This is a genomic window from Xanthomonas euroxanthea, assembly GCF_903989455.1.
Classification (GTDB): Bacteria; Pseudomonadota; Gammaproteobacteria; order Xanthomonadales; family Xanthomonadaceae; genus Xanthomonas; species Xanthomonas euroxanthea.
Genome location: NZ_LR861803.1, coordinates 4,335,925 through 4,362,190, shown reverse-complemented (window position 1 = coordinate 4,362,190; position 26,266 = coordinate 4,335,925). Strand labels below are relative to the sequence as shown.

Genomic DNA, 26,266 nt, shown 5'->3' with positions numbered 1-26,266 from the left:
CCGGCACGGGACGCGGACTGGCCGGCAGAGCCGGCTGGTTTCGGGCGCGGGCCCGCTCCCGCCGCTGTCGAAGCGCAACGTCCAGTAGATCCTTTGGTCAGCAGGCCATCGACCATCTTCAGAAGCACGGGCCGAACGGCGGCTTCAATAGTCGTGACGAAATGCAGCGTGCCGCTGGCCAAATCGCATTCGAAGCCAAGGTCAGTGGGATGTCGCGTATCGAGGAGTTGGTGCCTAGCACCAATGGCAAGGGATTGATCGCGGTGGAGCGCAATCCCAACAACCCGCTCGATGTGAATCGTGCCTATGTGGACAAGCAGCAGGCCGCATTGGTGCCGCTGGAGCAGAGCCAGCAACAGCTCACAGCGGAGACGCAGCGGCAGAGTCAGGAGGATCAGCAGCGCGCGCAGACCACCCAGACACAGTCGGGTCCTGCGCGCTAGGTACTAGTCAGGTTGCGAGCCCGTGAGATAGCGATCGCCAGCCCGGCATTCGACCGGACTGGCGATCACGCAGGAGGTTGAATCTCGTGTGGACGTGCTGATGGCTGGTGCAGCAATCCTGTATGTCGGTCCCGAGCCGTTGTTCGTAAAGCGACCCATACGCTTTGCTTGTTCGAGCGCTTCCGTGCAGGCACCTTGCCTGTCGTGGCTTATGCTTGGCGCATGACGCAAGCACGATCCCCCGTACACCTCATATCGCACCACCTCGCATGCACCCTGCAACGCATCAGATGGCAGGTGCCCGCGCTGCTTCTTCTCTGCGCAGTCCCCAACGTGCAAGCGGCTCCCATCCTCTCGCCGGCAACGACCGCCGCACAAGCCGGTCTGGTCAATGTGCAGGACCTCGCGCCGGAAATCGTGGTGGACATGCGTTATGCGGGCAGCAACAACTTCACCGGGCGCGTGGTGCCGGGGTATCTGGCGCCCACCTGCTATTTGCTGCGTCCGGCCGCGGAGGCCCTGGCGCGGGTGGCGCGGTCGCTCAAGCCCCAGGGCTATCGACTGCAGGTGTTCGATTGCTACCGGCCGGTGCGGGCGGTGCAGGCATTCGTGGCCTGGGCGGCGGATTTGCAGGACCAGTCGACCAAGGCGCAGCACTACCCGCGCGTGGACAAACGCGCGCTGCTGGGGGACTACATCGCCGAGACCTCCGGGCATAGCCGCGGCGCAACGCTGGACCTGGGGCTGCTGGACTGCCGGCACGGCCCATGCCAGCCGGTGGAGATGGGCACCGAGTTCGATTTCTTCGATGCGCGTGCGCATACCGATGCGCGCGACATCAGCCCGGCACAGCGTGCCCACCGCCAGCAGCTGTTGCATGCAATGGCGGCGGAGGGATTTGCCAATTATCCGATGGAGTGGTGGCACTTCACGTTCCGCCCCGAGCCGATGCCGGAGACCGCGTTCGATGTGCCGGTCAACTGAATGACGCGCCGCAGGCGGTGACGCGGCACCGCACTATCCCTGTTGTCCATCACTCCAAGCCGCTGCAAGGAATTGCCATGTCCGACCCGGAACGCTTTGTCGATATCGCCTGCCCGTATTGCGGGGAGTGGATCACCCTGACGCTGGATCTGACCGGCGGCGACCAGCATTACATCGAAGATTGCCAGGTGTGCTGCAAGCCGATCTCGGTCAGCGTGCAATGGGACGAAGAAGGCGAAGCGCAGGTGCGTGCGCGCGGGCAGGACGATGCGTGAGCACGGCGTGTCGCGGGATCGGGCAGCTGGATCACCCGGCCCAGCCTCGTTCGCATCACCGCTCGCGCCTGCGGCTCTGGCCGGGATCCATCCCCCGCAACCGCTAGACTGATGCGCCTGCTGCCTGGATCGTCACGATGAATCTGCCCCTGCACTTCGGTCTGCTCGGTTCACTGGAGGCTGGCCTGATCGCGTTGGTGCTGGGCGTGCTGGTCTTCGCAGCGGTCGAGCACCTTGGCCGGCGTCTGCACTTCAGCCACGGGCACACGCTGGGCATCGCCTGTCTGCTCGCGGTCGCCATCGGCGGCGGTTATGACATCTGGAATCTTGTCTATACCAGCATCGTGCGGCTGGAGTCGCCGCTCTACGCGCGTCTGGCACTGGCCAGGATCCACGATCCGAATGAATTGGGATCGCGCGTGGTGCTGGAAGTGGCCGGGGCGATCGCGGGCGTCGTGGTGGGTTGGAAACTGTTCAGCTCCGGCAGCTGGGACGACGAGGCGCCGACCGCGTAAAACCACGCACTGAAATGCGGCGTGGTTCGCATATTTCCATGCATTGAATGCGGTGCTTCTGTTTGGCTCACCGATGTCTAACAGACGGCTAGACGCAAACATTCGGCGGGTGGTTAAGAGGATGTTTTGCAGAAAATTGCGGCGGGTTTTACGTTCATTCGGGCTGGGTAAGGTGGGGCCATGTGCGGCGACACCGCGCATTCCCAAGCCAAGGAGACCACCCAATGAAGAATCGCAACCGCACCTCGCTGCTCGCCGCCACCGCCGCTCTTGCCGCCGCCCTGGCGCTGCCGGCCATGGCGCAGAGTACGCAGCAGGATGCCGCCGCGACGTCGGCCCAATCGGGAAGTTCTGCCACCACTGCAGCGCAGCCTGCGCAATCCGGCGGCGGCCAGACCTGGGCGAGTGTCGACACCGACAGCGACGGCGCCATCAGCACGCAAGAGGCCCAGGTCAACGCCGGGCTCGCGCAGATCTTCAATGACGCCGATTCGGACAAGAACGGCAAACTGACCCCGGATGAATACAAGGCGTTTGTCGTCAAGCAGCAGGGCGGCGCCGCGGCAAGCGGGTCGCAAGGCAATTGAGGGCAACTGAGGGAGGAGTACGCAACGCAGTGAGTTCGTTTGCTGACGGTTCTTTCGATATCAGGAGGCAGCTTCCGCAGTCGCAGTTGTTTGATCAATGGTTCGATCCGCAGCATTGCTGTCAGATGCCCGGCTCGAGCATGTACTTGAGCAAATAACAGCATGACCAGGTAACAGGATGGACACGCGGGAGCGATCTGCCAGGGTCGCTCCCGTTTTCTTTACGTGCGCCGCGCTACATTCGCCGGCCCGTCTCCTTGGCACATGCCCATGCTGCCGCGCATTGCCGTGTTAATCGGCCTGTCGAACCCATTGTGGGCCCTGGCGGCGCCGCCAGAGTTGCTGCCCGCCAGCCCGCCGCGTGCGGGGTCTTCCAGCGCAGGACCGGCAGCACCGGTAATGGCGCCGTTGCCGATCGACCCACCGTCGCCTGCCACCACGCCCTTGCTACCGGCCGACGCTGCGGCGCCATCGGCTGCCAAGGGTGGGGCAGAGGCCGCGCTGGTGCCACAAGCCGGCACGCTGGCGCCACGCACCTTCCGCAGCCTGGACAGCGATGCCGATGGTGCATTGACCCCGGCCGAAGCCGGCGCCGACCCCGTCCTGCGCGAGAATTTTGCAGGCTTCGACAGCAATGGCGATGGGCGCCTGTCGCGCGACGAATTTGCCAGCTACCAGCCCGGCCCGGGTGATGCCGCAGGGGATTGATCGCAGCAGCGCTCCAGTGCGCTGCTAAACTGTCGCGATGAGCTCTCTTGCACAGCGCGACGGCCAGGCGATCCAACTGGTCGGCTTCGACGGCGACGATACCCTCTGGAAAAGCGAGGACTATTACCGCACTGCCGAGGCGGATTTCGAAGCGATCCTGGCCGCGTATCTGGATCTGGGCGACAGCCGCATGCAGCAGCATCTGCTGGCGGTGGAACGGCGCAATCTCAAGGTGTTCGGCTACGGCGCCAAGGGCATGACGCTGTCGATGATCGAGACAGCGATCGAACTGACACAGGCGCGCATTGATGCACGCGACATCCAGCGCATCGTCGAAATCGGCCGGGCCACGCTGCAGCACCCGGTGGAGGTGATTGCCGGCGTGCGCGAGGCGGTGAGCGCGATTGCCGCCGACTATGCGGTGGTGCTGATCACCAAGGGCGACCTGTTCCATCAGGAGCAGAAGATCGAGCAGTCCGGTCTGGCCGATCTGTTTCCGCGCGTGGAGGTGGTGTCCGAAAAGGATCCCCACACCTATGCGCGCGTGCTGGGCGAGTTCGACCTGCCGGCGCAGCGCTTTGTGATGATCGGCAATTCCCTGCGCTCGGACGTGGAGCCGGTGCTGGCCATCGGCGGCTGGGGGATCTACACCCCGTACGCGGTGACCTGGGCGCACGAGCAGGAGCACGGGGTGGCCGCCGACGAACCGCGCATGCGCGAAGTGCCCGACGCCGCCGGCTGGCCGGCGGCGGTGCACGGCCTGGATGCACTGGCCAGGCAGCACGCGCTAAGCTGAGCACCGCGGCACGCGTCTGCGGGTATGGGGAGCGGCCGCGGCCGCTTGGGATGCCTGCTCCGTATCGACTCGCCTTAGGTCATCGCACCGCCGTGATAATGGCTGGATTTTCTACGTCGGCTGCAGGAGACAGGGGCGGGCGTGACCGAGGCGCCGGTTTGCAGATGCTATGAATCAACATGCGGGCGTATCGCAGTGCCCGCCAACAGGACGTTCCGGCCACCAGGCGTGCGTGGCCGACCTTGGAGGGATTGCCCATGAACATGTTGTCCGTCATCCATCATGCAGTGCTGGCCGTTGCGCTGGGGCTACTTGTGGGCGCCACGCCGCTTGCGGCGGCCGAGCTGGAAGAAGAAATCATCAACCCGAGCGAGGTGATCTTTCGCGACGGGCAGCCGTACTACGACGATGCGGGCGACTATGTGCGTCTTCGCACGCGCAAGGTGGGTGGGGAGACCGTGTATTTCCGCACCGTCCGCTTCGACCGAGAGCAAGGCTATGTGGATGCGCACGGCCAGAGCATCGCGACATTGCAGTCCCGCCCGACTGCGGGCGATCGCGCTTCTGCGTTTTCGGCCGATCGATATTCCGACGCCCGATACGGCGGTGCCTATAGCGGTTATGGCTATGGCCGTGAGCTACGGTTTGGTGCATCGCGCAACCGTCCGTATGGGCAGATCTACTACGGCAACGGCCTGTACGGGCCGGACCCGTACAGCAGCCCGCACAACCGCGATGCGCGCCAGCGTTACATCGGTCCCGGTTACGTGGGCTCCTGCGACCTGAGCGGCTGCCGCGAGGTGCATTCCATCGGCTTTTACGATCTGCGCTGACACGCGTGTGGCCTGACACCGGCGCGTGCATGCGGCATCATCGGGGCATGCCTGTCTTACGCTCACCTCGGTTGCGATCGCTGCCACTGCTGGCTGCCCTTCTGGCTCCGGCGCTGGCAATGGCACAGGGCGTGCCGGCGCCGGCTGCCGGCATCCCGGCGCAGGAGGCCGCGCCGGCGGTAACGCCCGGCACCGGCGATGCGTGGGTGGACCAGCATCTTGCCGATATGGGCAGCTATGCGCAGCGCTATCCCGACAGTTTCATCGATGAGGTTGCCCGCTATACCGAGACCCCGCGCGGCTATGTGCAGGCGCTGTTGCAGGTGCATGGCTGGCATGCCGGCGACATCTACTTCGCCTGCGCGTGGGCGCACACGGTGCAGCTGTCGTGCCGCGAAAGCGTGCGCGCCTACACGCGCGACCATCATGACGGCTGGGAGGGTGTGATCACGCGGCTGTCGGTGGCACCGGATAACGCGCATCTGCGCGCGCTGCGGCATGCCATCGTCGCCAGCTACGACCGCTGGGAACGGCCGATCACCCTCGACGCAATCCTACGTCGCCAGCTCGGCGATCATGCGCAGCGGCTGGAGGCTGCGCGCGAGGCCAGCGAGGCGGCCGACGCCGCAGCGCAGGCGGGGTTGTAACGCGGCGCAAGGCGCCTCGCCGGAGTCGGGCATGCTACGGCTGGCTGTCTGCGCGGCAACGCGCGGGCGTGATGCTGCCGTGCAGCTGGTCGCCGCGGGGTGCGGTCGGCGAGAATGCGGCAACGCCGGCGTTGGCCGGCACTGCCAAGACCAGCCCATGCGCGATACCGTGTTTGTCTCCCCCGATCACATCCGCAGCCTGTTCGCGCAGGCGATGTCGGACATGTATCGCGCCGAGGTGCCGTTGTACGGCGACCTGATGGCGCTGGTGGCGCAGGTCAACGCCGACACCCTGAGCGCCGATCCGGCCTTGGCCGCGCGCCTGCAGCGCAATGACGAGCGTGCACGCCTGGATCTGGAACGGCATGGCGCCATCCGGGTCGGCACGGCGCAGGAACTGGCCACGCTGCGGCGGCTGTTTGCGGTGATGGGCATGCATCCGGTGGGGTATTACGACTTGTCGGTAGCGGGCGTGCCGGTGCATTCCACCGCGTTCCGCCCGATCGCCGAGGCGGCGCTGTCGGCCAATCCATTCCGCGTGTTCACCTCGTTGCTGCGGCTGGAATTGATCGAAGACGCGGCACTGCGTGCGCAGGCGGCGCAAATCCTGGAGCAGCGGCAGATCTTCACTGCCGCTACGCTGGAGCTGATCGAACAGCATGAGCGTCATGGTGGACTGGAAGCGGCGCAGGCGCAGCAGTTCGTGGCCGAAGCGCTGGAAACCTTCCGCTGGCATGGCGATGCCACGGTCTCGCTGCCGACCTACCGCGCGTTGAGCCAGGCGCACAAGCTGATCGCCGACGTGGTGAGTTTCCACGGCCCGCATATCAATCACCTGACGCCGCGCACGCTGGATATCGATGCGGCGCAGGCGCAGATGCAGCGCGCCGGTATCGATGCCAAGGCGGTGATCGAGGGGCCGCCGCGTCGGCGTGTGCCGATCCTGCTGCGCCAGACCAGCTTCAAGGCACTGGAGGAGCCGGTGCGCTTTGTCGGCGACAGTGGGCAGGCCGAGCACGGCACGCATACCGCACGCTTCGGCGAGATCGAACAGCGCGGACTCGCACTGACCCCCAAGGGCCGCGCGCTGTACGACGCGCTCTTGGCGCAGGCCCGCGACAGCGATGGCGCGGGCAGCACCGGCACCGATTACGCCACGCGCCTGCAGACCGCGTTCGTGGCGTTTCCCGACGACGAAGCCGTGCTGCGTCAGGAAGGCCTGGGCTATTTCCGCTACGCGCTGACCGAGGCCGGACGTGCCGACCCTGCGCAAGTGGCGGCACTGCCGGCAGAAACCGCGATTGCGCTCGGTCTGCTCAGCGCCGATCCGATCATCTATGAAGACTTCCTGCCGGTGAGTGCGGCCGGCATCTTCCAGTCCAATCTCGGCGGCGCCGAGCAACGCGCCTACGCCGCCCATTCGAGCAAGCGCAGCTTCGAACAGGCGCTGGGCGCGCAGGTACACGATGAGTGCGCGTTGTACGCACAGCTGGAACGGGCGTCGCTGCAGGCGTTGCTGGTGTAGCGGTCCCGCCGCGGCGCGTGCGTGTGCAGGCCTGCGATCTGCCGGCCCTGTTGCGCGTGGCGTGATCGCGCGGTGCATTGGTCAAAAGCTCGGTGAGTCGAGGGCACCGCACAAGGAAGTCGGTCGGTTGTCGGGTCAAAAAAAGCCATCGCCACGCCTGCTCTGGGAACGCTGAGACGGTTGCCGTTGACGTGTTGAAACCTCGCGTCTGCTCTGCCCGTCTTGGGAGGCTGAGTGGGCGCGCCGTTACCGAACAATGCGCGTCATGCATTGCTTGCACCATGCGCACCGACCATCTCAATGGGTCCTTGCCCGCCCACCGTCGCGGGACCTTACGCGGCATGGATGCCGCGTAAGAGCCTACAGGGATGTACTTGCGGCGTGTCCTGCGATGGTGGGCGGGCAAGGGCCCCGCAGCCAATCCACAGATCAGCCACTCTAGGACTGATCCATCAGTACTGCCCAATCACACCAAGACATCCAAAAATTCGGCTCTTAGCATCGTTTGAGTTCAGTCAACGCCGAGCACGTCGAGGGCGAGGTGTCCTCAGCACTTGCGGGACACGCCGCAAGTACGTCCATGTAGGCGCGGTGGCGGCATCCATGCCGCCACACGGTCCCGCAAGCGGCGAGGGCATCGCACCTGCCAACGTGGTCGTGTACCGATGGGAACCAGAAAGCCTGCGCCATCCATATGGCGGTGAGCTTAGTAAAAAAACAGCCCGATCTGTTACCCAAACAAAGACCGCACGCGTCTGGCGGGGTGCGGTCTTTTGAGCAGGCTCAGTGCGCCGAGGTTGCCGGGCGCCGTGGTGCCGCGCGCTCGGCCCGACGTGCACGCGCGCGTGCGCGACGCGCCTTCCAGCGTTCGCTCAGGCAGGAGAAGATCACGTACAGCGCCGGGGTGCTGAGCAGGGTCAGGCCCTGCGAGAAGATCAGCCCGCCGATCATCGCGATGCCCAGCGGGCGGCGCAGCTCCGAGCCTTCGCCCAGGCCCACCGCCAGCGGGACTGCGGCCAGGATCGCCACCATCGTGGTCATCATGATCGGGCGGAAGCGCACGATCGAGGCTTCGCGCGCAGCCGCGCGCGCATCCATGCCGTGCACGCGCTGCGCCACCAGCGCGAAGTCGATCATCATGATCGCGTTCTTCTTGACGATGCCGATCAGCAGCACCAACGCGATCATCGAGATCACCGACAACTCCGTGTTGGTGAGGAACAACGCCAGCAGCGCGCCGACGCCGGCGGCCGGCAGCGTGGACAGGATGGTCACCGGGTGGATCAGGCTCTCGTACAGCATGCCCAGCACGATGTAGACGGTGAGCACCGCGGCCAGCAGCAACACGCCCATCGAGTTGGGGCTGAGCTGCACGTTGAAGCTGTCGTCGCCGCTGAGGCGGATGCCGTCGGGCATGCGCAAGCCCTCCACGGTGGACTTGATGATCAGGTCCGCCTCGCCGGTGCTCACGCCCGGTGCGAGGTTGTAGCTCAGATCCATCGTGGTGTACTGGTTTTCGTGGACGATCTGCGGCGGCGCCAGCCCGGGCACCTGGGTGGCGACGGAGGTGATCGGCACCATCAGGCCGGCGCGGTTGGGCACGAACACCTGATCCAGCGCCTTGGGCGTTGCCGTCTGCGAGGGCAGTGCGTTGACCACCACGCTGTACTGGTTGAGATCCGAATAGATGGTGGAAATGGAGCGCTGACCGAACGCGCCATACAGCGCGCCATCGATGGCACCGACCGAAATGCCCAGGCGCGCGGCCTTGGCCCGGTCGATCACGATGTTCTGGCGCAGGCCCGAGGTATCCACGTCGGTGCCGACATCGCGCAGGCGCGGATTCTTCTTTAACGCGGCCTGCAGTTTGGGCAACCATTCCTGCAGCTGGGCCAGGTCGTTGCCCTGCAGCGAGACACGGTACTGCGCGCCCTGGCTGGTGCCGCCACCGCCGTCGCTGGGCAGGTCCTGGATCGCGCGCAGACGCAGATCCAGATCCGGGTAACGGTCGGCCTTGGCGCTCAGGCGCGCGACCACTTGCGCGGTGGTCTCGCGGCGGCCTTCGTCGCGTTTCTTCAATTCGATGTTGAAAGACGCACTGGAACCCTGGCGACCGGAACCCAGCCGTGCACCGACGGTCTTCACCGCCGGGTCGGCCATCAACATGTCGGTGATGCGGCGCTGGCGGCTGACCATGTCGGCAAACGACACCGTCGCGCTGGAATTGGCGCGGCCCCAGATCAGGCCGGTGTCCTGCGCCGGGAACGAGCCCTTCTTGACCGCACCGCCGAGGAAGACGGTGGCGGCGATCAGCAGCAGCGGCGTCAGCGACAGCAGCAAGGCGTGCCGCAGCGAGAAATCCAGCGCCACCGTGTACACCGCGAGCATGCGCTCGTGCATGCGGTCCAGCCAGGCGCCGAAACGGCTAGGTTTTTCCGGTTCGGTGTGCGCGGACAGAAAGCGGCTGCACAACGCCGGCGTCAAGGTCAGCGACACCAGCATCGACACCACGATCGCCGCCACCAGGGTCACGGTGAACTCGCGGAAGAACGCGCCGATCATGCCACTGGCAAACAGCATCGGAATGAACACCGCCACCAGCGAGGCAGTGATCGACACGATGGTGAAGCCGATCTCGCGCGCACCGGCCAGTGCGGCATCCAGACGCGGCATGCCTTCGTCCAGATGCCGCATGATGTTTTCGATCACCACGATCGCATCGTCGACCACAAAGCCAATGGCGATCACCAGCGCCAGCAGGCTGAGGTTGTTCAAGGTGAAGCCCAGTACGTACATCACCAGTGCCGAGCCGGCCAGCGACAGCGGCACGGTGACCGCCGCGATCAGCGTCGGGGCCAGGCGGCGCAGGAACAGTGCCATGGTCAGGATCACCATCACCAGGCTGATCATCAGCGTGGCCTGCACCTCGTGCAGCGAGGCGCGGATGGTCGGGGTTCGGTCGAAGTAGGGCGTCAGCGTGGTGCCGGGCTGCAGGTAGGCGCGCAGCTCGGGAATCTGCGCCTTTACCTGGTCCACGGTTTCGACGATGTTGGCGCCGGCGCGGGTGAAGGCATACATCACCACCGCCGGCTTGCCGTCGAACCAGGCCGCCTGGTAGGCATCCTGCTGGCCGTCGTAGACGGTGGCCACGTCGCCCAGCCGCACGATGCGCCCATTGGACTGTGTGGAGATTGCCAGCTGCGCGAAGTCGGCGGCCTTGGACACCGAATCGTTGGCCACGATCGCCATGGTGGTGTTGCCGTCGGACAAAAACCCGGTCGGCGAAGTGACGTTGGCCGCGCGCACCGCGTTGCGCAGGTCGTCCGGGGTCAGGCCCAGCGCGTTGAGCGCACGCAGGTCCACGTCCACGCGGACCGCCGGCGTGGAGGCGCCTGCGATGTCGACCGAACTGATGCCGGTGATCTGGCGCAGCCGTTGCGCCAGCAGCGAGTCGGCAACGTTGTAGAGCTCATCGGCCGATTGCGTGTCCGAGGTCAGCGCGATGGCGATGACCGGGTCGTCGTTCGGATTGGCTTTCGAATAGATCGGCGTGCCGAGCCCGGACGGCAGGTCCGACTGCGAGGAGTTGATCGCGGTCTGCACGTCCTGCGCGGCCGAATCGATGTTGCGATTGCTCTGGAACACCAGCACCACCAGGCTGCTGCTCTCCGAACTGGAGGAGCGCATGCGGTCGATGCCGGGCAGCTGGCCCAGGTGGCGTTCCAGTGGCGCGGTGACGGTGGAGGCCATGGTGCTGGCATCGGCGCCGGACTGCGTGGCGTGCACGAAGATCACCGGGATCTGGATGTTCGGCAACGCCGCCACGCCCAGCCGCAGGTAGCACATCAATCCGATCACGAACAGACCGATCGCCAGCAGCGCGGTGCCGATCGGGCGCTTGATGAAGGGCGCGGAGATGTTCATGGCTGTGGTGCCGGGAGTCGGGATTCGGGAATCGGGAATTGGGAAAGGCCAGAACCAAGGCCGAAACCAAAGCGACTGTCACGCGGGCGATGCCGCGGGCCAGCGGATCGGTCAGCGATACCGCTACCGGTCCTCATGCCGGGCGCTCCGGGCTTGGAGCCGCAGTTGCATCGCCATGACGTGCGGCACGGCGCGCGCGCCAGTCGCGCAGCCGCTCGCCGGCACGTTCCATGTACAGATAGATCACCGGCGTGGTGTACAGCGTCACCAGCTGCGACAGCAGCAGGCCACCGACGATGGCGATGCCGAGCGGACGGCGCAGTTCCGAGCCGATGCCGGTGCCCAGGGCCAGCGGCAGCGCGCCCAGCATCGCCGCGGCGGTGGTCATCATGATCGGGCGGAAGCGCAGCAGGCAGGCGCGGCGGATCGCCTCGTGCGCGTTGGCGCCTTCGCGGCGGGCGTCGATGGCGAAGTCGATCATCATGATCGCGTTCTTCTTGACGATGCCGATCAGCAGCACGATGCCGACGATGCCGTCCACCGACAGGCTCAACCCGCACAGCATCAGTGCCAGCAGCGCGCCGACGCCGGCCGGCGGCAGCGTGGAGATGATCGTCAGCGGATGGATGTAGCTCTCGTACAGCACGCCCAGCACGATGTAGATCACCACGATCGAGGCCAGCAGCAGCCAGACGATATCGGTCTGGCTGCCGGTGAATTCGGCCGCCTTGCCGACGAACTGCGCGTGCACCTGGGTCGGGATCTTCAGGTCCTGGCGCGCCTGCTCGATCGCCGCCACTGCCTGCGACAACGAATGCCCCGGTGCCAGATTGAACGAGATGGTGACCGCCGGCAGCTGCTGCTGGTGGCTGACCACCAGCGGCGTGTTGGTGACCTTGGCCTCGGCCAGTGCGGCCAGCGGAATGATGCTGCCGGCACCGACCACGATGCCGGTGTTCTGCGCGCCCACGCCGGTGGCGGTGGACGAATTGGACGAGGTCAGCTGGCCGAAGCTGGTCGCATTGGTGCCGGTCAGCGCGCCGCTGCCGTTGCTGGCCACCGCCAGCTGGTTCATCAATGCGGTGCTGCTGCGGAATTCCGGCGCCACTTCCAGCACCACCCGGTACTGATTGAGCTCGGTGAAGATTGTGGAGATCTGGCGTTGGCCGAAGGCGTCGTACAGCGTGTCGTCGATGGTCTGCATCGGCACGCCGAGCATGCTGGCCTTGTCGCGGTCGATGCTCAGTTCCAGCGCACGGCCCTGATTGGCCAGGTTGTTGTCCACGTCGGCCAGCTCGGGCAGCTTGCGCATCGCCTCGGTCATGCGCCCGGCCCAGGTGGCCAGCTCGCTGCTGTCCACGTCCGATATCGAATACTGGTATTCGGTGGCGGCCACGCGGGTGTCCAGGGTGACGTCCTGCACCGGCTTGAGGAACAGCGCCACGCCCGGAATGCCGGCCACCGCCTTCTGCAGGCGCGGCAGCACCTCGTCCAGGCCCTCGCGGTCGCCGCGCGTCTTCAGCACGATCGCCAGCTGTCCCTGGTTGATGGTGGGGTTCATGGTGCCGGCACCGATGAAGGCGGCCACGCCGGTCACCGCCGGGTCCTTCTGCAGCGCCGCGGCCACCGCCTGGGTGCGCTGCTCCATCTGCGGGAACGCCACGTTCTGGTCGGCCTGCACCACGCCGGTGATCAGGCCGGTGTCCTGCTCGGGCAGCAGGCCCTTGGGGATCGCCACGTACAGCACCACGGTCAGCGCCACTGCGCCGATCGCCACCGCCAGGGTCAGCGGCTGGTGCGCCAGCACCCAGTCCAGGCTGCGTTCGTAGGCGCCCACGGTGCGCGTCCACAGGTTGGTCTTGCCGGCGGCGGCGGCGCGTTCGTGCGCGTCCTCGCCTTCGGGCAGGGCGTCGGGCTTGAGCAGGTAGGCGCACATCATCGGCGTCAGCGTCAGCGACACCAGCATCGAGATCACCACCGCAATCGACAGCACCCACGCAAACTCATGGAACAGGCGCCCGGTCACGCCCGGCATCAGCAGCAGCGGCAGGAACACCGCCACCAGCGACACGGTCAGCGACAGCACGGTGAAGCCGATCTGCCTGGCGCCTTCTTCGGCCGCTTCCCGCCCGCTCTTGCCCTGTTCGATGTAGCGCACGATGTTCTCGATCATCACGATCGCATCGTCGACCACGAAACCGGTTGCCACCACCAGCGCCATCAGCGACAGGTTGTCCAGCGACATGCCGGCAAACGCCATCACCCCGAAGGTGCCGGCCAGCGACAGCGGCACCGCCACCGAGGGAATGATGGTGGCCCACAGCCGGCGCAGGAACACGAAGATCACCCCCACCACCAGCGCGATGGTCAGCACCAGGGTGAACTTCACCTCGTGCACCGAGGCGCGGATGGTTTCGGTGCGGTCGGAGAACACCTCCAGGTGGACGTCGGCCGGCAGCACCGACTGCAGCTGCGGCAGGATGCCGCGGATCTGCTCCACCGTCTGCACGATGTTGGCGCCGGGCTGGCGCCGGATTTCCAGCAGCACCGCCGGCTTGCCGTCGGCCCAGGCGGCGAGCTGGTCGTTCTCCACGCCGTCGACCACGTTGGCCACATCGGCCAGCCGCACCGGGCGGCCGTTGCTGTAGCTGATGATGGTTTCGCGGTATTGCGCCGCGTCGGTGAGCTGGTCGTTGGTGCCGATGCTGTAGGACTGGGTCTTGCCGTTGAGCGACCCCTTCGGCGCGCTGACATTGGTCTGGGTCAGCGCGCTGCGCAGCGACTCCATGGTCAGGCCCATGTTCGACAGCTGCGCCGGATTGACCTGGATGCGCACCGCCGGGCGCACGTTGCCGGCGATCGACACCAGCCCCACGCCCGGCACCTGCGACAGGCGCTGGGCCAGGATCGCATCGGCATAGCGGTTGACCTCGCGCAGCGGCAGCGAGTCGGAGGTGAGCTTGAGGGTCAGGATCGCCGCGTCGGCCGGATTGACCCGGTTGTAGACCGGTTGATACGGCAATGACGAGGGCAGGGTGGCCTGACGGATCGCCGCCTGCACATCCTGCGCGGCGATGTCGATGTCGCGGTCCATCGAGAACTGCAGGATGATCGTGGACAGGCCTGCCGACGAATCGGAGGTCATCATCTGCAGCCCGGAGATCTGCCCGAACTGGCGCTCCAGCGGCGTGGTCACCAGCGAGGCCATGGTGGTCGCGTTGGCGCCGGGATACTGGGTGGTGACCACCAGGCTGGGTGCATCGATTTCCGGCAGCGCCGAGACCGGCAATTGCCGGTAGCCCAGGATGCCCAGCAGCAGGATGCCCGCCATCAACAACGAGGTGGCGATGGGACGGCGGATGAAGATGGTCGAAAAGCCCACGGGGGGTGTCCTTGCTGAAGACGTCAATCGATGCCGGCGCGCATGGCGCCGATGCGCACCGGTGACGGAAGTCCCGTCGCCGGTGCGCGCGAGTTAGCGCGGACCGCCGCCGCCGCGTCGGCCACCGGCGCCGCCACGGCTCTTGTCCTGCGCGGCCTTGAGTTCGGCCTCGGTCGGCTCCGGCGGGGTTTCGCCAGGCTTGAGCGCGCTGACCTTGCTGCCCGGCTTGAGCCGGAACTGGCCTTCGGTGACTACCCGCTCGCCCGGCTTGAGCCCCCTGGTGACCTGCACATGGCTGTCGTCCACTTCCACGCCCTGCACCACGGTGCGCATCTGCGCGGTGTTGTCGCTGCCGACCACGTAGACGTAATCGCCGTCCGGGCCGCGCTGCACGGCCTGGGTCGGCACCACGGTGCCGCCGGAGATGGTGCGCAGCTGCAGGCGCACGTTGACGAACTGGCCCGGCCACAACGCGTTGTCGGTGTTGGCGAAGATCGCACGCGCACCGAAGGTGCCGCTGTCGGCGGCGATGCGGTTGTCGATCACCTCCAGCTTGCCGTCGCCGCTGATCACGTGCGCATCGCCGCGATCCAGCGCCGCCACGTCCAGCGGGGCAGCCGCCTGGCCGCTGCGCACCGCCTGCAACTCGCGCTCGGGCAGGTTGAAGGACACGTAGATCGGGCGGATCTGGGTCAGGGTGACGATGGTGGAGCTGGCGCTGACGATATTGCCCACGTCCACGCCGCGGATGCCGGCAATCCCGTCGATCGGCGCGGTCACGCGGGTGAACTGCAATTGCACCTGCGCCGAGCGCATCTGCGCATCGTTGGCCGCCACCGCCGCCTCGTACTGCGCCACCTGGTTACGCTGAGTATCCAGGTCTGTGCGCGAGACGTACTGCTTGTAGGCCGGGTCGTTGGAGCGCTGGTAGTTCACCCGCGAGGTCGCCAGCAGCGCCTGGTTCTGGCGCTTGGCCGCCAGTGCCTGGTCGTAGCTGGCCTGCAGGGTGCGCGGGTCGATCTGCGCCAGCAGCTCGCCCTTCTTCACTTCCTGGCCTTCCTTGAAGTTGAGGCTCATCAGCTGGCCGCCGACCTGCGGGCTGACCGTGACCGTATTGAGCGCGGTCACCGTGCCCAGCGCGCTGGCGTAGACCGGCACATCCTGGGTGGTGGCGGCCACGACCGTGACCGGCACCGGGCCGCTGTTCTCGGTGCCATTGCCGTCCGGCGCGTCCGCCCGCTTGCCGTGGTTGCCCCCGCCGAACATCCGCATGGCGACGAACACCACGACGAGCACCGCTACGACCAGCAGTGTGATCTTCCAAAAACGCGACATGCGACAACTCCTGATGGCGGGCCGGGCGCTGGTGCGACCGTGGGGCGGCTGTGCGCAGCATATCGTTGCGGTCAGGCAATTGAGCGTTACTGAAGTAACGGCTCGCCGGGCGAAACGACCGCAGCGTTCACGGATGCAGTGCAGCGGCAACGCGCCAGGGCCGATGCGGTTGACCGCAGGACTGAATCGAGCCCCACTGCCGCCCGCCGGGCACGCGCCTGCACTACATTAAGCAACCATCTTCAGAGGATTGCCGATGCGCCACTCCCGCCTGCTGACCAGCGCCTTGCTGCTGGCCCTGCCCACCCTGGCCGCCGCCCAGGCTGCGCCCCGGCCCGAGGTGCAGGCCGCCGCCGCGCCGTTGCAGACCAAGCTGGTGCAGTGGCGCCGCGACTTCCATCAGCACCCGGAACTGTCCAACCGCGAGGAGCGCACCGCCGCCACCGTGGCCGCGCAGCTGCGCAAGCTCGGCCTCAAGCCGCGCACCGGCATCGCCCATCACGGCGTGGTGGCCATCATCAAGGGCGGCAAGCCGGGTCCGAAGATCGCCTTGCGCGCCGACATGGATGCCTTGCCGGTCAAGGAGCAGACCGGCCTGCCGTTCGCCTCCAAGGCCACCGCCGAGTACCGCGGCGAGCAGGTCGGGGTGATGCACGCCTGCGGCCACGACGCCCACACCGCGATCCTGCTCGGGGTGGCCGAGGCGCTGGTGGGCATGCGCGAGCAGCTGCCGGGCGACGTGATGCTGATCTTCCAGCCCTCCGAGGAAGGCGCGCCGGGCAACGAGGAGGGTGGCGCGTCGCTGATGCTCAAGGAAGGCCTGTTTGCCGACTTCAAGCCACAGGCGGTGTTCGGCCTGCATGTGTTCTCCAGCGTGCAGGCTGGCAAGATCGCCGTGCGCAGTGGCCCGCTGATGGCGGCCTCGGACCGCTTCGCGATCAAGATGATCGGCCGCCAGACGCATGGCTCGGCGCCGTGGAACGGCATCGACCCGATCGTGGCCAGTGCCGACATGATCGGCGCTGCGCAGACCGTGGTCAGCCGCCGCGCCAACCTGTCCAAGCAGCCGGCGGTGCTGAGCTTTGGCGCGATCAAGGGCGGCATCCGCTACAACATCATCCCCGACGACGTGGACATGGTCGGCACCATCCGCACCTTCGACGAAGGCATGCGCCAGCAGATCTTCGCCGATCTCAAGACGGTAGCCGAGCACACCGCCGCCGCCCACGGCGCCACCGTCCAGGCGCAGGTACCGGACCAGCCCGGCAATCCGGCCACCGTCAACGACCCGGCGCTGACTGCGAAGATGCTGCCCAGCCTGCAGGCCGTGGTCGGCGCCGGCAATGTCTACGAGCCGCCGTTGCAGATGGGCGCCGAAGACTTCTCGTTCTACGCCCAGCAGGTGCCGTCGATGTTCTTCTTCGTCGGCTCCACCGCCAAGGGCATCGACCCGGCCACCGCGCCCAGCAACCATTCGCCGCAGTTCCTGCTCGACGAATCGTCGCTGGATGTGGGCTTGCGGGCACTGTTGCAGGTGTCGCTGGATTACCTGCATCAGGGGCAGGCGGGCTGAATCGGGAGTGGGAATCGGGAATCGGGAATCGGGAATCGGGAATCGTGTGCAGTTGCACGGTTCCCGTTGACCGGTGGCGATCCATTGGGCGGCGGGCTGCTCGGAGCGGCCTGCTGCTGTCGCCAGCGCGCTCCCGCGTCTGCCATATACCTCACGGCCAGCCCGCCCGGCCTAAAATGGCACGATGAATACCCCAGAAGATTCCACCCTCGGCCGTGAGGTTGCCTACCCCAGCGGCTACGATCCGTCGCTGCTGTTTCCGATTCCGCGCGCGGCCGGGCGCGAGGCGATCGGCCTGCGCGGGGCCTTGCCCTTCATCGGGCGTGACCGCTGGCATGCCTATGAACTGAGCTGGCTCGATGCGCAGGGCAAGCCGTGCGTGGCCACTGCCACCTTGCACGTGCCCTGCGATTCGCCGTCATTGATCGAATCCAAGTCGCTCAAGCTGTATCTCAATTCGCTCAACGCCACCCGCTTCAATAGCGCCGAAGCGGTGCGCACGCGCATCGCCACCGACCTGTCCACGCGCGCCGGTGCCGACGTGGCGGTGGAATTCGGTCTGCCGCCGATCGATGCGGTCGGCGAGGGCGAATCGATCGACGCGCTGGACGTCAGCATCGACGACTATGGCCCGCCCAATGCCGCGTATCTGTCGGCGCACGCGCAACCGGTCGCCGAAGAAGTGCTGACCTCGGCCCTGCTCAAATCCAATTGCCCGGTCACCGGTCAACCGGATTGGGCCAGCGTCACGCTGCGCTACCGCGGCGCGCCGATCGACCGCGAAGGCCTGCTGCGCTATCTGGTGAGTTTCCGCGACCACGCCGAGTTTCATGAGCAATGCGTGGAGCGGATCTTCCATGACGTGCTGCTCCGCTGCGCGCCCGAGTGGCTGGTGGTCGAAGCGCGTTACACCCGTCGTGGCGGGCTGGACATCAACCCCTTGCGCAGCTCACCCAGCGTGCCGACACCGCTGTCGATCTTCCGCGACCTGCGCCAGTAATCGCCGCCATTGCAGGATCGCGCCAGCTTCACGGTGGCGCGATCCACGCTTAACAGCGCACCGCGCACCCTTCAGGCATCGTGATGCAAAGGGATTGCGGCAATGAATGTCGACAAGAAAGCAGATTTCTCCAACGTGACCTCCTCGGTCGACAGCACCGCGGAGGTTGCGCCTACGGCGGATTTTTCCAACGTCCGCACCAGCGTGCAGAGCACCGCGCAGCTGGTTGGCGAATCGGTCACCGTGCAGGCGGGCGACAGTCTGTCCAGCATTGCCAAGCGCCATTACGGCGACGGCAACCTGTGGCCGCGTATTTTCGAGGCCAACCGCGAAACGCTCAAGGATCCGGACAAGATCTTTCCTGGCCAGGTCCTGCAGTTGCCGCCGAAGGCCTAGGCGCACCGCACACCCACTTCTCGAATCCACTTTTCGAAACCCACTTTTAGCTTGATCTTCCGGAGATTGATCCATGCGTACCAAATCCGTTTCCAGCACCCTCGCCATCGCGCTGGTCGGCGTGCTTGCCTTGTCGGGTTGCAGCAAGAAGGCCGACGACGACAGCGTGTCCAAGGATCCGACTTCCGGCGCCGCCACTGAAGCGATGCCGGGCCCGGCCGCAACACCGCCGGCAAGTGACCAGGCCGGCCAGAGCACGGCGACCGGCGCCGCCAGCACCGACAGCGCCGCCACGGCTGGATCGGCAGTTGCGGTGTCCAGCGTGGTGGTCGGTACCGAGGCCGCTGCCGACAAGAGCGTGACACCGTCGGCCAGCATCGGGGCCAAGAGCACCATCATCGTGTCGATCAAGACCGATGGCAGCGCCAGCAACGTGCCGGTGTCGGCCAAGATGACCTACCAGGACGGCCAGGTTGCCGGCGAACAGACCGCCACGCTCAATACCAGCGGAGCCGAGACCACCAACCTGAGCTTCAGCAAGCCCGATGGCTGGCCGGCCGGCACCTATACCGTGCAGGCGATGGTGGATGGCAAGCCGGCCGGTACGCCGCAGACCATTACGGTGAAGTAAGCGCGCCGACAGGCGGGCATCTGGCACATCGCTGGCAGCCGACGGCCCGCAAGGCAATTCTTGCGGCTGTTTGATGAGGCGGGAGATGGCGCGCAGCATGCTTGACTCGCTACATGACGCAGCAGGGCGCGATCGCAAGGTCGCGCCCTTTTGCATGGATGGCCTGTTCGTTACAGCTGCATCCATTGCATTGGCCGGGTGGCGGGACGGAGCATCCGCCTGTGGTCGCTTTACCCGGGCGCGGCTCAGACGCGACAATGCCATGCTAATCCATTGCCGCGTTCCACGCGCAGGCCGATCGGCGTGCCATCAGCGACCTGCGTCGCGCACGCCAATGCCGGTGCCGTGAACATGGCGCTCCTTCCGACCACACGAGCCCTCGCACCTTATGTCGAAGACACCGAAGATCATCTACACGCTCACCGACGAAGCACCGTATCTGGCCACGCAGTCGCTGCTGCCGATCATCGATGCCTACACCGATACCGCCGGCATCGTGGTCGAAACCCGCGATATCTCGCTGGCTGGCCGCATCCTGTCGCTGTTTCCCGAACACCTGACCGACGCGCAGAAGATCGCCGACGACCTCGGTGAGCTTGGCGCGCTGGCCACCACGCCGGAAGCCAACATCATCAAGCTGCCCAACATCAGCGCCTCGGTGCCGCAGCTCAAGGCCGCCATCGCCGAACTGCAGGGCCAGGGCTATGCGCTGCCGGCGTATCCGGACACGCCCAAGGACGATGCCGAAAAGGACATCAAGGCGCGCTACGACAAGGTCAAGGGCAGCGCGGTCAATCCAGTGCTGCGCGAGGGCAACTCCGATCGCCGCGCGCCGCTGTCGGTGAAGAACTACGCACGCAAGCATCCGCACCGCATGGGCAAGTGGAGCAGCGATTCGAAGTCGCACGTGGCGCACATGGACGAGGGCGACTTCTTCGGCAGCGAGCAATCCACCACCGTGGCCGCTGCCGGCGCGTTGAAGATCGCGTTCGTCGGTAAGGACGGCAGCAGCAGCGTGTTGAAGGAAAAAGTCGCGGTCAAGGCCGGTGAAATCGTCGATGCCGCCGTCTTGAGCAAGCGCGCGCTGGCCAGCTTCATCGACGCGCAGATTGCCGATGCCAAGGCCAAGGATGTGCTGTTCTCGGTGCATCTGAAAGCGACCATGATGAAGGTCTCCGACCCGGTGCTGTTCGGCGTGGTGGTCGGCGAGTTCTACAAGGACACGCTGAGCAAGCATGCCGATGCGCTTGCGTCGGTCGGCTTCGATCCCAATAACGGCATCGGCGACCTGTATGCCCGTATCGCCACGCTGCCGGAAGCGCAGCAGGCGCAGATCAAGGCCGATATCCAGGCCGAATACGCGCAGCGTCCGGCCCTGGCGATGGTCAACTCCGACAAGGGCATCACCAACCTGCATGTGCCCAGCGACGTGATCGTCGATGCATCCATGCCGGCAATGATTCGCGACTCCGGTCAGATGTGGAATGCCGAAGGCAAGCTGCAGGACACCAAGGCGGTGATCCCGGATCGCTGCTACGCCGATGTCTACCAGGCGGTGATCGATGACTGCAGGGCGCATGGCGCATTCGATCCGTCCACCATGGGCTCGGTGCCCAACGTCGGCCTGATGGCGCAGAAGGCCGAGGAATACGGCTCGCACGACAAGACCTTCCAGCTTGCCGCCGCCGGCACCGTCAAGGTCACCGACGACACCGGCGCTACTGTCTTCGAACATGCGGTGGAAGCCGGCGACCTGTGGCGCATGTGCCAGGTCAAGGACGCGCCGATCCAGGACTGGGTCAAGCTGGCCGTCGAACGTGCGCGCCTGAGCGAGACGCCTGCGGTGTTCTGGCTGGACAAGGCCCGCGCGCACGATGCGCAGGTCATCGCCAAGGTTGAAACCTATCTGAAGGATCACGACACCAACGGCCTGGATATCCGCATCCTGCCGCCGGTGGAAGCGACCACCTTCTCGCTGGAGCGCATCCGCAAGGGCCAGGACACCATCTCGGTCACCGGCAACGTGCTGCGCGATTACCTCACCGACCTGTTCCCGATCCTGGAGCTGGGCACCAGCGCCAAGATGCTGTCGATCGTGCCGCTGATGGCCGGTGGCGGCCTGTTCGAGACCGGTGCCGGTGGCTCGGCGCCCAAGCACGTGCAGCAGTTCGTCGAACAGAACAGCCTGCGCTGGGATTCGCTGGGCGAATTCCTGGCCCTGGCCGCCTCGCTGGAGCATCTGGGCAACCGTTACGACAACCCGTCGGCCACGGTGCTGGCCAAGGCGCTGGACGTGGCCAACGGCCAGTTCCTGGACAACAACAAGTCGCCGGCGCGCAAGGTCGGTGAACTGGACAACCGCGGCAGCCACTTCTATCTGGCGATGTACTGGGCGCAGGCCCTGGCTGCGCAGACCGAGGACACCGCCCTGCAGGCCAAGTTCGCACCGCTGGCCAAGGCGCTGACCGAGAACGAAGCCACCATCGTGGCCGAGCTCAACGGCGCCCAGGGCAAGCCGGTCGAGATCGGCGGCTACTACCACCCGGACCTGGCCAAGGTCAGCGAGGCGATGCGCCCGAGCAAGACCTTCAACGACGTGTTGGCCACGCTGAAGGCCTGATCCGGCGCACCGCCTGTCGGCGGTGTGTGCAGCGATGCGACAGGCAGGGCCCGCCTCGATGAGAGGCGGGCCTTGTCGTTTCCGGCGTGTGCGTGCAACCGCGAGAACGCGGTCGTTGCGTGCCAGGTCTCACGACCTGGCAATGCCTTGCCTGCGAGGGGGCCTGCGCCTCGTTGCGAGCGGCCTGGGCATTTGGCCGACTGTGCGCCTGTTCGATTGATCCTTGCTCTCGGCTGCACGCCGCAACATGCGCTGGGTACACTGCGGTCATGAGCCAGCTCCCGTTACCGCCGCAGTCCGAGCGCCGTGCGCTGGCGATCGCCCATGCCGTGTACGACGCCTTCGAGGACTACCACGCCCGGTTTGCCGAGATCACCGCACGCGCCAAACAGCGCTTCGAAACGCGCGACTGGAGCGGCGCGCGCGATGACGCGGTGGCGCGGATCGCGCTGTACGACCAGTACATCAGCGAATGCATGCTGCGCCTGCGCGCGGTACTGCTGGGGCAGGCGCATGATCGCGCGCTGTGGATGCGCGCGCGCGTGCATTACGCCGCGCTGCTGCGCGGGCTGATCGATCAGGAGTTGTACAAGACCTTCTACAACACCCTGACCCGGCGTTACTTCGGCACCCACGGCGTGGATGCCGAGATCGAATTCATCGCGCTAGATATCGAGCCGACCGATGCGATCACCGTGCCGGTGGCGCGGCATACCTACGCGGTCTCGCCCGGCCGGCTGACCGACATGCTGGTGCGCGTGCTTGGCGATTATTCCTTCGACGTGCCGTATGCGCATCGCACCCGCTGCGCGGCGGCGATCGCGGTGCGCCTGCTCGACGATCTCGCGCACTGGGGCGAGCACCCGGTGCGCAGCGTGGAACTGCTGGAGACGGTGTTCTATCGCGAGCGCCGCGCCTACCTGGTGGGCCGGGTGTTCGGCGAACATCGCTTCTCGCCCTGCGTCATCGCCCTGGTCAACGACGACGCCGGCTTGCGCGCCGAAGCGGTGCTGACCCGACGCAGCGATGTCGCGCAACTGTTCAGCAACTCGCGCAGTTACTTCCAGGCCAATCTGTCCACCGTCGGCGATGCGGTGGTGTTCTTGCGCAGCCTGCTCACCCACAAGCCGGTCGACGAGCTGTACACGATGCTCGGGCGCGCCAAGCAGGGCAAGACCGAACGCTATCGCACGTTTTTCAGCCATTTCCAGGCACATCCGTCCGAGCAGCTGGTGCATGCTGATGGCACGCCCGGCATGGTCATGGTGGTGTTTACGCTGCCCAGCTATCCGCTGGTGTTCAAGCTGATTCGCGACCGCTTCGCCTATCCCAAGACCATGAGTCGCGCGCAGGTGGAGGGCAAGTACGAGCTGGTGTTCCAGCTCGATCGCATCGGTCGCTTGCTGGACGCGCAGCCGTATCGTTTCCTGCGGTTTCCCAAATCACGTTTCTCGCCGGCGTTGCTGGACGAGCTGCAGACCAGCTGCGCGACGAGTCTGAGCGAAGATGGCCAGGACGTGCTGATCGCGCTGTGCTACGTGCAGCGCCGCCTGCGCCCGCTCAATCTCTACCTGCGCGAACAGCTGCCCGAGGCCGCGCATGCGGCCGCGCTGGACTACGGCCAGGCGATCAAGGACATGGCGCGCAACAATATATTTCCCGGCGACATGCTGCTGAAGAACTTCGGCATCACCCGCCATCAGCGCGCGGTGTTCTACGACTACGACGAGCTGTGCCTGATCACCGAATGCACCTTCCGCGACTGGCCCACGCCCACCACCTACGAAGAACAGATGGCCGCCGAGCCCTGGTTCCATGTCGGCCCGCGCGACGTGTTCCCCGAGCGCTTCGCGCTGTTCATGGGCCTGCCACCCTCGCAGCTGGAAGCGGTCAAGCACCTGCATCCGGAGCTGTTCGACCCGCAGTGGTGGCGGGACCTGCAAACCCGGCTGCGCGAGGATGATTATCCGGACACGCCGCCTTACGCGGACTCGCGTCGTCTGGCGTAGCCGCCCGATGTCGACCTGCATGGCATGGGCCATGCGAAGTGACCGCCCGTACAAACCCCGCGCCCACAAAAAAGCCCCGCAATGCGGGGCTTTTTTGTATCAAGAATGCCGACCGGATCAGCGCTTCATCGAACTGAAGAACTCGTCGTTGGACTTGGTGGTCTTCATCTTGTCCAGCAGGAATTCCATTGCCGCGATTTCGTCCATCGGGTGCAGCAGCTTGCGCAGGATCCAGATCTTCTGCAGCAGCTCCGGCTCGATCAGCAGATCTTCGCGACGCGTGCCCGAGCGGTTGATGTCGATCGCCGGGTACACGCGCTTTTCGGTGATGCGACGGTTCAGGTGCACTTCGCTGTTGCCGGTGCCCTTGAACTCTTCGTAGATCACCTCGTCCATCTTGCTGCCGGTTTCCACCAGCGCCGTGGCGATGATGGTCAGCGAGCCGCCTTCTTCGACGTTACGGGCCGCACCAAAGAAGCGCTTGGGACGGTGCAGCGCATTGGCGTCCACACCACCGGTGAGCACCTTGCCGGAGCTGGGCACCACGTTGTTGTAGGCGCGTGCCAGGCGGGTGATCGAGTCGAGCAGGATCACCACATCCTTCTTGTGCTCGACCAGGCGCTTGGCGCGCTCGATCACCATCTCGGCGACCTGCACGTGGCGCGCGGCCGGTTCGTCGAAGGTGGAGGAGATGACCTCGCCGCGCACGGTGCGCTGCATTTCGGTCACTTCTTCCGGGCGCTCGTCGATCAGCAGCACGATCATGTGCACTTCGGGATGATTGCTGGTGATGGCCGTGGCCACCTGCTGCATCATCATCGTCTTGCCGGCCTTGGGCGGGGAGACGATCAGCGCGCGCTGGCCCTTGCCCTGCGGCGCCATCAGATCCAGGATGCGGCCGGTGATGTCCTCGGTGGACCCATCGCCACGCTCCAGCCGGAAGCGCCGGCGTGGAAACAGCGGGGTCAGGTTCTCGAACAGCACCTTGTTCTTGCTGGCTTCCAGCGGCTCGCCATTGATGGTGTCGACGATCGACAGCGCGAAATAGCGTTCGCCGTCCTTCGGGAAGCGGATGCGGCCGGACAGGTGATCGCCGGTCCGCAGGTTGAAGCGGCGGATCTGGCTGGGCGAGATATAGGTGTCGTCCGGGCCGGCCAGGTAGCTGGCTTCTGCGGCACGCAGGAAGCCGAAGCCGTCGGGCAGGATTTCCAGCACGCCATCGGCGGCAACGCCTTCGCCGTGGCGGGTCAGCACCTTCAGCAGGGCGAAGATCACGTCCTGCTTGCGCGCGCGCGCCACGCCTTCCTGGATGTTGAGCTGATCGGCGATATCCAGCAGCTTCTGCGCCGGCATCCGCTTGAGATCGCTCAGCGAATAGACCGGGAACCCTTCCGGCACGGCCGGGTGCGGGCGCGCGACGAACGGCTCGTTGCTGCCATCCGACGACGGCATGCCGCCGCCACCTTCGTTGCCGAAGCGGTCGCGCCCACGGTCACGGCGGTTGCGGAAGCGGTCACGGCGGTTGCCCTGCTGGTTCTGGCCCTGGCCCTGGCCTTGCGGGTTCTGGCCGCCATTCTGACCCTGGTCCTGGCCCTGACTTTGCGCCTGGGGCTGACCCTGGTTCTGGCCCTGGCCCCGGTGTTGCGCCTGATTCTGGTTCTGCTGCTGCTGCGCCTGATTGAAGCGCTGCTGCTGCGTCTGGCCACCCTCGCGGGAGTCGCCATGGGTGTTGTCGTTGCCCTGGTTGCCCTGGTTGCCCTGGTTGCCCTGGCTGGCGCTGGGGGGGTTACCGGCGTAGGAGGCGCCATCGCTGGACGTCTGCGCCGGTGCCGGGTCGGCAGCGTGCGACGGTGCCTGCGGGGCACGTGGGGTCTCGGGTGCGGGGCTGGCGGGCAAGGGCAGGTTGGGCTGCTGCGCGCCACCATCGTCGGTGGCAGCGGCGGTCTTGCTCACGCGCGGCTTGCGCACGCGCTTCTCGACAGGAGCGTCGACGCTGCTCCCGGTATCGGAGGAAGGATGATCGGACAAGTGCGTGATTCCTCGCTAAGAGTGCGAGCGCCCGGCTGGGGGGCGAACTTTAGGT

Annotated in this window: 19 protein-coding genes and 1 pseudogene; 16 read left to right on the top strand and 4 right to left on the bottom strand. The window is 66.0% G+C overall.

Annotation, left to right across the window (positions count from 1 at the left end):
• Positions 1–116 precede the first annotated feature (116 nt).
• The 10 genes and pseudogenes from H7A86_RS18210 to hglS all read left to right on the top strand — a co-directional run.
• A pseudogene (locus H7A86_RS18210) lies at positions 117–443 on the top strand (XVIPCD domain-containing protein); the annotation flags it as partial.
• Positions 444–776: 333 nt separating this feature from the next.
• Positions 777–1,427 carry a M15 family metallopeptidase gene (locus H7A86_RS18205; protein ID WP_425509729.1) on the top strand — a complete coding sequence of 217 codons (651 nt, stop codon included), beginning with the start codon at positions 777–779 and terminating at the stop codon, positions 1,425–1,427.
• 77 nt (positions 1,428–1,504) lie between these two features.
• The gene (locus tag H7A86_RS18200; protein WP_104584113.1) at positions 1,505–1,702 is read left to right on the top strand and encodes a CPXCG motif-containing cysteine-rich protein; all 198 of its coding nucleotides are present in this window, start codon (positions 1,505–1,507) and stop codon (positions 1,700–1,702) included.
• Positions 1,703–1,839: 137 nt separating this feature from the next.
• On the top strand, positions 1,840–2,217 hold the full coding sequence (locus H7A86_RS18195) for a hypothetical protein (RefSeq protein ID WP_119131680.1): 378 nt from the start codon (positions 1,840–1,842) through the stop codon (positions 2,215–2,217).
• Positions 2,218–2,441: 224 nt separating this feature from the next.
• Positions 2,442–2,804 (top strand): EF-hand domain-containing protein, encoded by a 363-nt coding sequence (locus tag H7A86_RS18190; protein WP_104584111.1) that lies wholly within the window; start codon positions 2,442–2,444, stop codon positions 2,802–2,804.
• A 300-nt stretch (positions 2,805–3,104) separates the two neighbouring features.
• Entirely contained in the window at positions 3,105–3,512 is a 408-nt protein-coding gene (locus H7A86_RS18185) for an EF-hand domain-containing protein (protein ID WP_180708173.1), read from the top strand.
• A gap of 37 nt (positions 3,513–3,549) precedes the next feature.
• On the top strand, positions 3,550–4,308 hold the full coding sequence (locus H7A86_RS18180) for an HAD family hydrolase (protein ID WP_104584110.1): 759 nt from the start codon (positions 3,550–3,552) through the stop codon (positions 4,306–4,308).
• A gap of 257 nt (positions 4,309–4,565) precedes the next feature.
• Positions 4,566–5,141, top strand: a complete 576-nt coding sequence (locus tag H7A86_RS18175; RefSeq protein ID WP_119131682.1) for a hypothetical protein — start codon at positions 4,566–4,568, stop codon at positions 5,139–5,141.
• Positions 5,142–5,170: 29 nt separating this feature from the next.
• Entirely contained in the window at positions 5,171–5,788 is a 618-nt protein-coding gene (locus H7A86_RS18170) for a hypothetical protein (RefSeq protein ID WP_119131857.1), read from the top strand.
• 157 nt (positions 5,789–5,945) lie between these two features.
• Positions 5,946–7,313 (top strand): 2-oxoadipate dioxygenase/decarboxylase HglS, encoded by a 1,368-nt coding sequence (gene hglS / locus H7A86_RS18165; RefSeq protein ID WP_119131683.1) that lies wholly within the window; start codon positions 5,946–5,948, stop codon positions 7,311–7,313.
• Between the two features lie 783 nt (positions 7,314–8,096).
• Here the strand turns inward: hglS and H7A86_RS18160 are convergent.
• The 3 genes from H7A86_RS18160 to H7A86_RS18150 form a co-directional block, all read right to left on the bottom strand.
• Positions 8,097–11,237: an efflux RND transporter permease subunit gene (locus H7A86_RS18160; protein ID WP_119131684.1), complete on the bottom strand. Its 3,141-nt coding sequence runs from the start codon at positions 11,235–11,237 to the stop codon at positions 8,097–8,099.
• 133 nt (positions 11,238–11,370) lie between these two features.
• On the bottom strand, positions 11,371–14,619 hold the full coding sequence (locus tag H7A86_RS18155) for an efflux RND transporter permease subunit (protein WP_119131685.1): 3,249 nt from the start codon (positions 14,617–14,619) through the stop codon (positions 11,371–11,373).
• A gap of 93 nt (positions 14,620–14,712) precedes the next feature.
• The gene (locus tag H7A86_RS18150; RefSeq protein ID WP_119131686.1) at positions 14,713–15,954 is read right to left on the bottom strand and encodes an efflux RND transporter periplasmic adaptor subunit; all 1,242 of its coding nucleotides are present in this window, start codon (positions 15,952–15,954) and stop codon (positions 14,713–14,715) included.
• Between the two features lie 256 nt (positions 15,955–16,210).
• Between H7A86_RS18150 and H7A86_RS18145 the strand changes: the two genes are divergently transcribed.
• From H7A86_RS18145 to aceK, 6 genes are all read left to right on the top strand, one after another.
• Positions 16,211–17,527: a M20 family metallopeptidase gene (locus H7A86_RS18145; protein ID WP_119131687.1), complete on the top strand. Its 1,317-nt coding sequence runs from the start codon at positions 16,211–16,213 to the stop codon at positions 17,525–17,527.
• A gap of 184 nt (positions 17,528–17,711) precedes the next feature.
• Positions 17,712–18,527, top strand: coding sequence for an NADPH-dependent 7-cyano-7-deazaguanine reductase QueF (gene queF / locus H7A86_RS18140; RefSeq protein WP_119131688.1), 816 nt, complete (start codon positions 17,712–17,714; stop codon positions 18,525–18,527).
• Between the two features lie 102 nt (positions 18,528–18,629).
• Positions 18,630–18,923, top strand: coding sequence for a LysM peptidoglycan-binding domain-containing protein (locus H7A86_RS18135; RefSeq protein ID WP_104650036.1), 294 nt, complete (start codon positions 18,630–18,632; stop codon positions 18,921–18,923).
• A gap of 73 nt (positions 18,924–18,996) precedes the next feature.
• On the top strand, positions 18,997–19,554 hold the full coding sequence (locus H7A86_RS18130; protein WP_119131689.1) for a hypothetical protein: 558 nt from the start codon (positions 18,997–18,999) through the stop codon (positions 19,552–19,554).
• A gap of 388 nt (positions 19,555–19,942) precedes the next feature.
• Positions 19,943–22,174 carry an NADP-dependent isocitrate dehydrogenase gene (locus H7A86_RS18125; RefSeq protein ID WP_119131690.1) on the top strand — a complete coding sequence of 744 codons (2,232 nt, stop codon included), beginning with the start codon at positions 19,943–19,945 and terminating at the stop codon, positions 22,172–22,174.
• A gap of 269 nt (positions 22,175–22,443) precedes the next feature.
• Positions 22,444–24,183 (top strand): bifunctional isocitrate dehydrogenase kinase/phosphatase, encoded by a 1,740-nt coding sequence (aceK, locus tag H7A86_RS18120; RefSeq protein WP_119131691.1) that lies wholly within the window; start codon positions 22,444–22,446, stop codon positions 24,181–24,183.
• 117 nt (positions 24,184–24,300) lie between these two features.
• On the opposite strand, the gene rho is transcribed toward aceK, so the two are convergent.
• Positions 24,301–26,211 (bottom strand): transcription termination factor Rho, encoded by a 1,911-nt coding sequence (gene rho, locus H7A86_RS18115; RefSeq protein WP_180707937.1) that lies wholly within the window; start codon positions 26,209–26,211, stop codon positions 24,301–24,303.
• Positions 26,212–26,266: the final 55 nt, after the last annotated feature.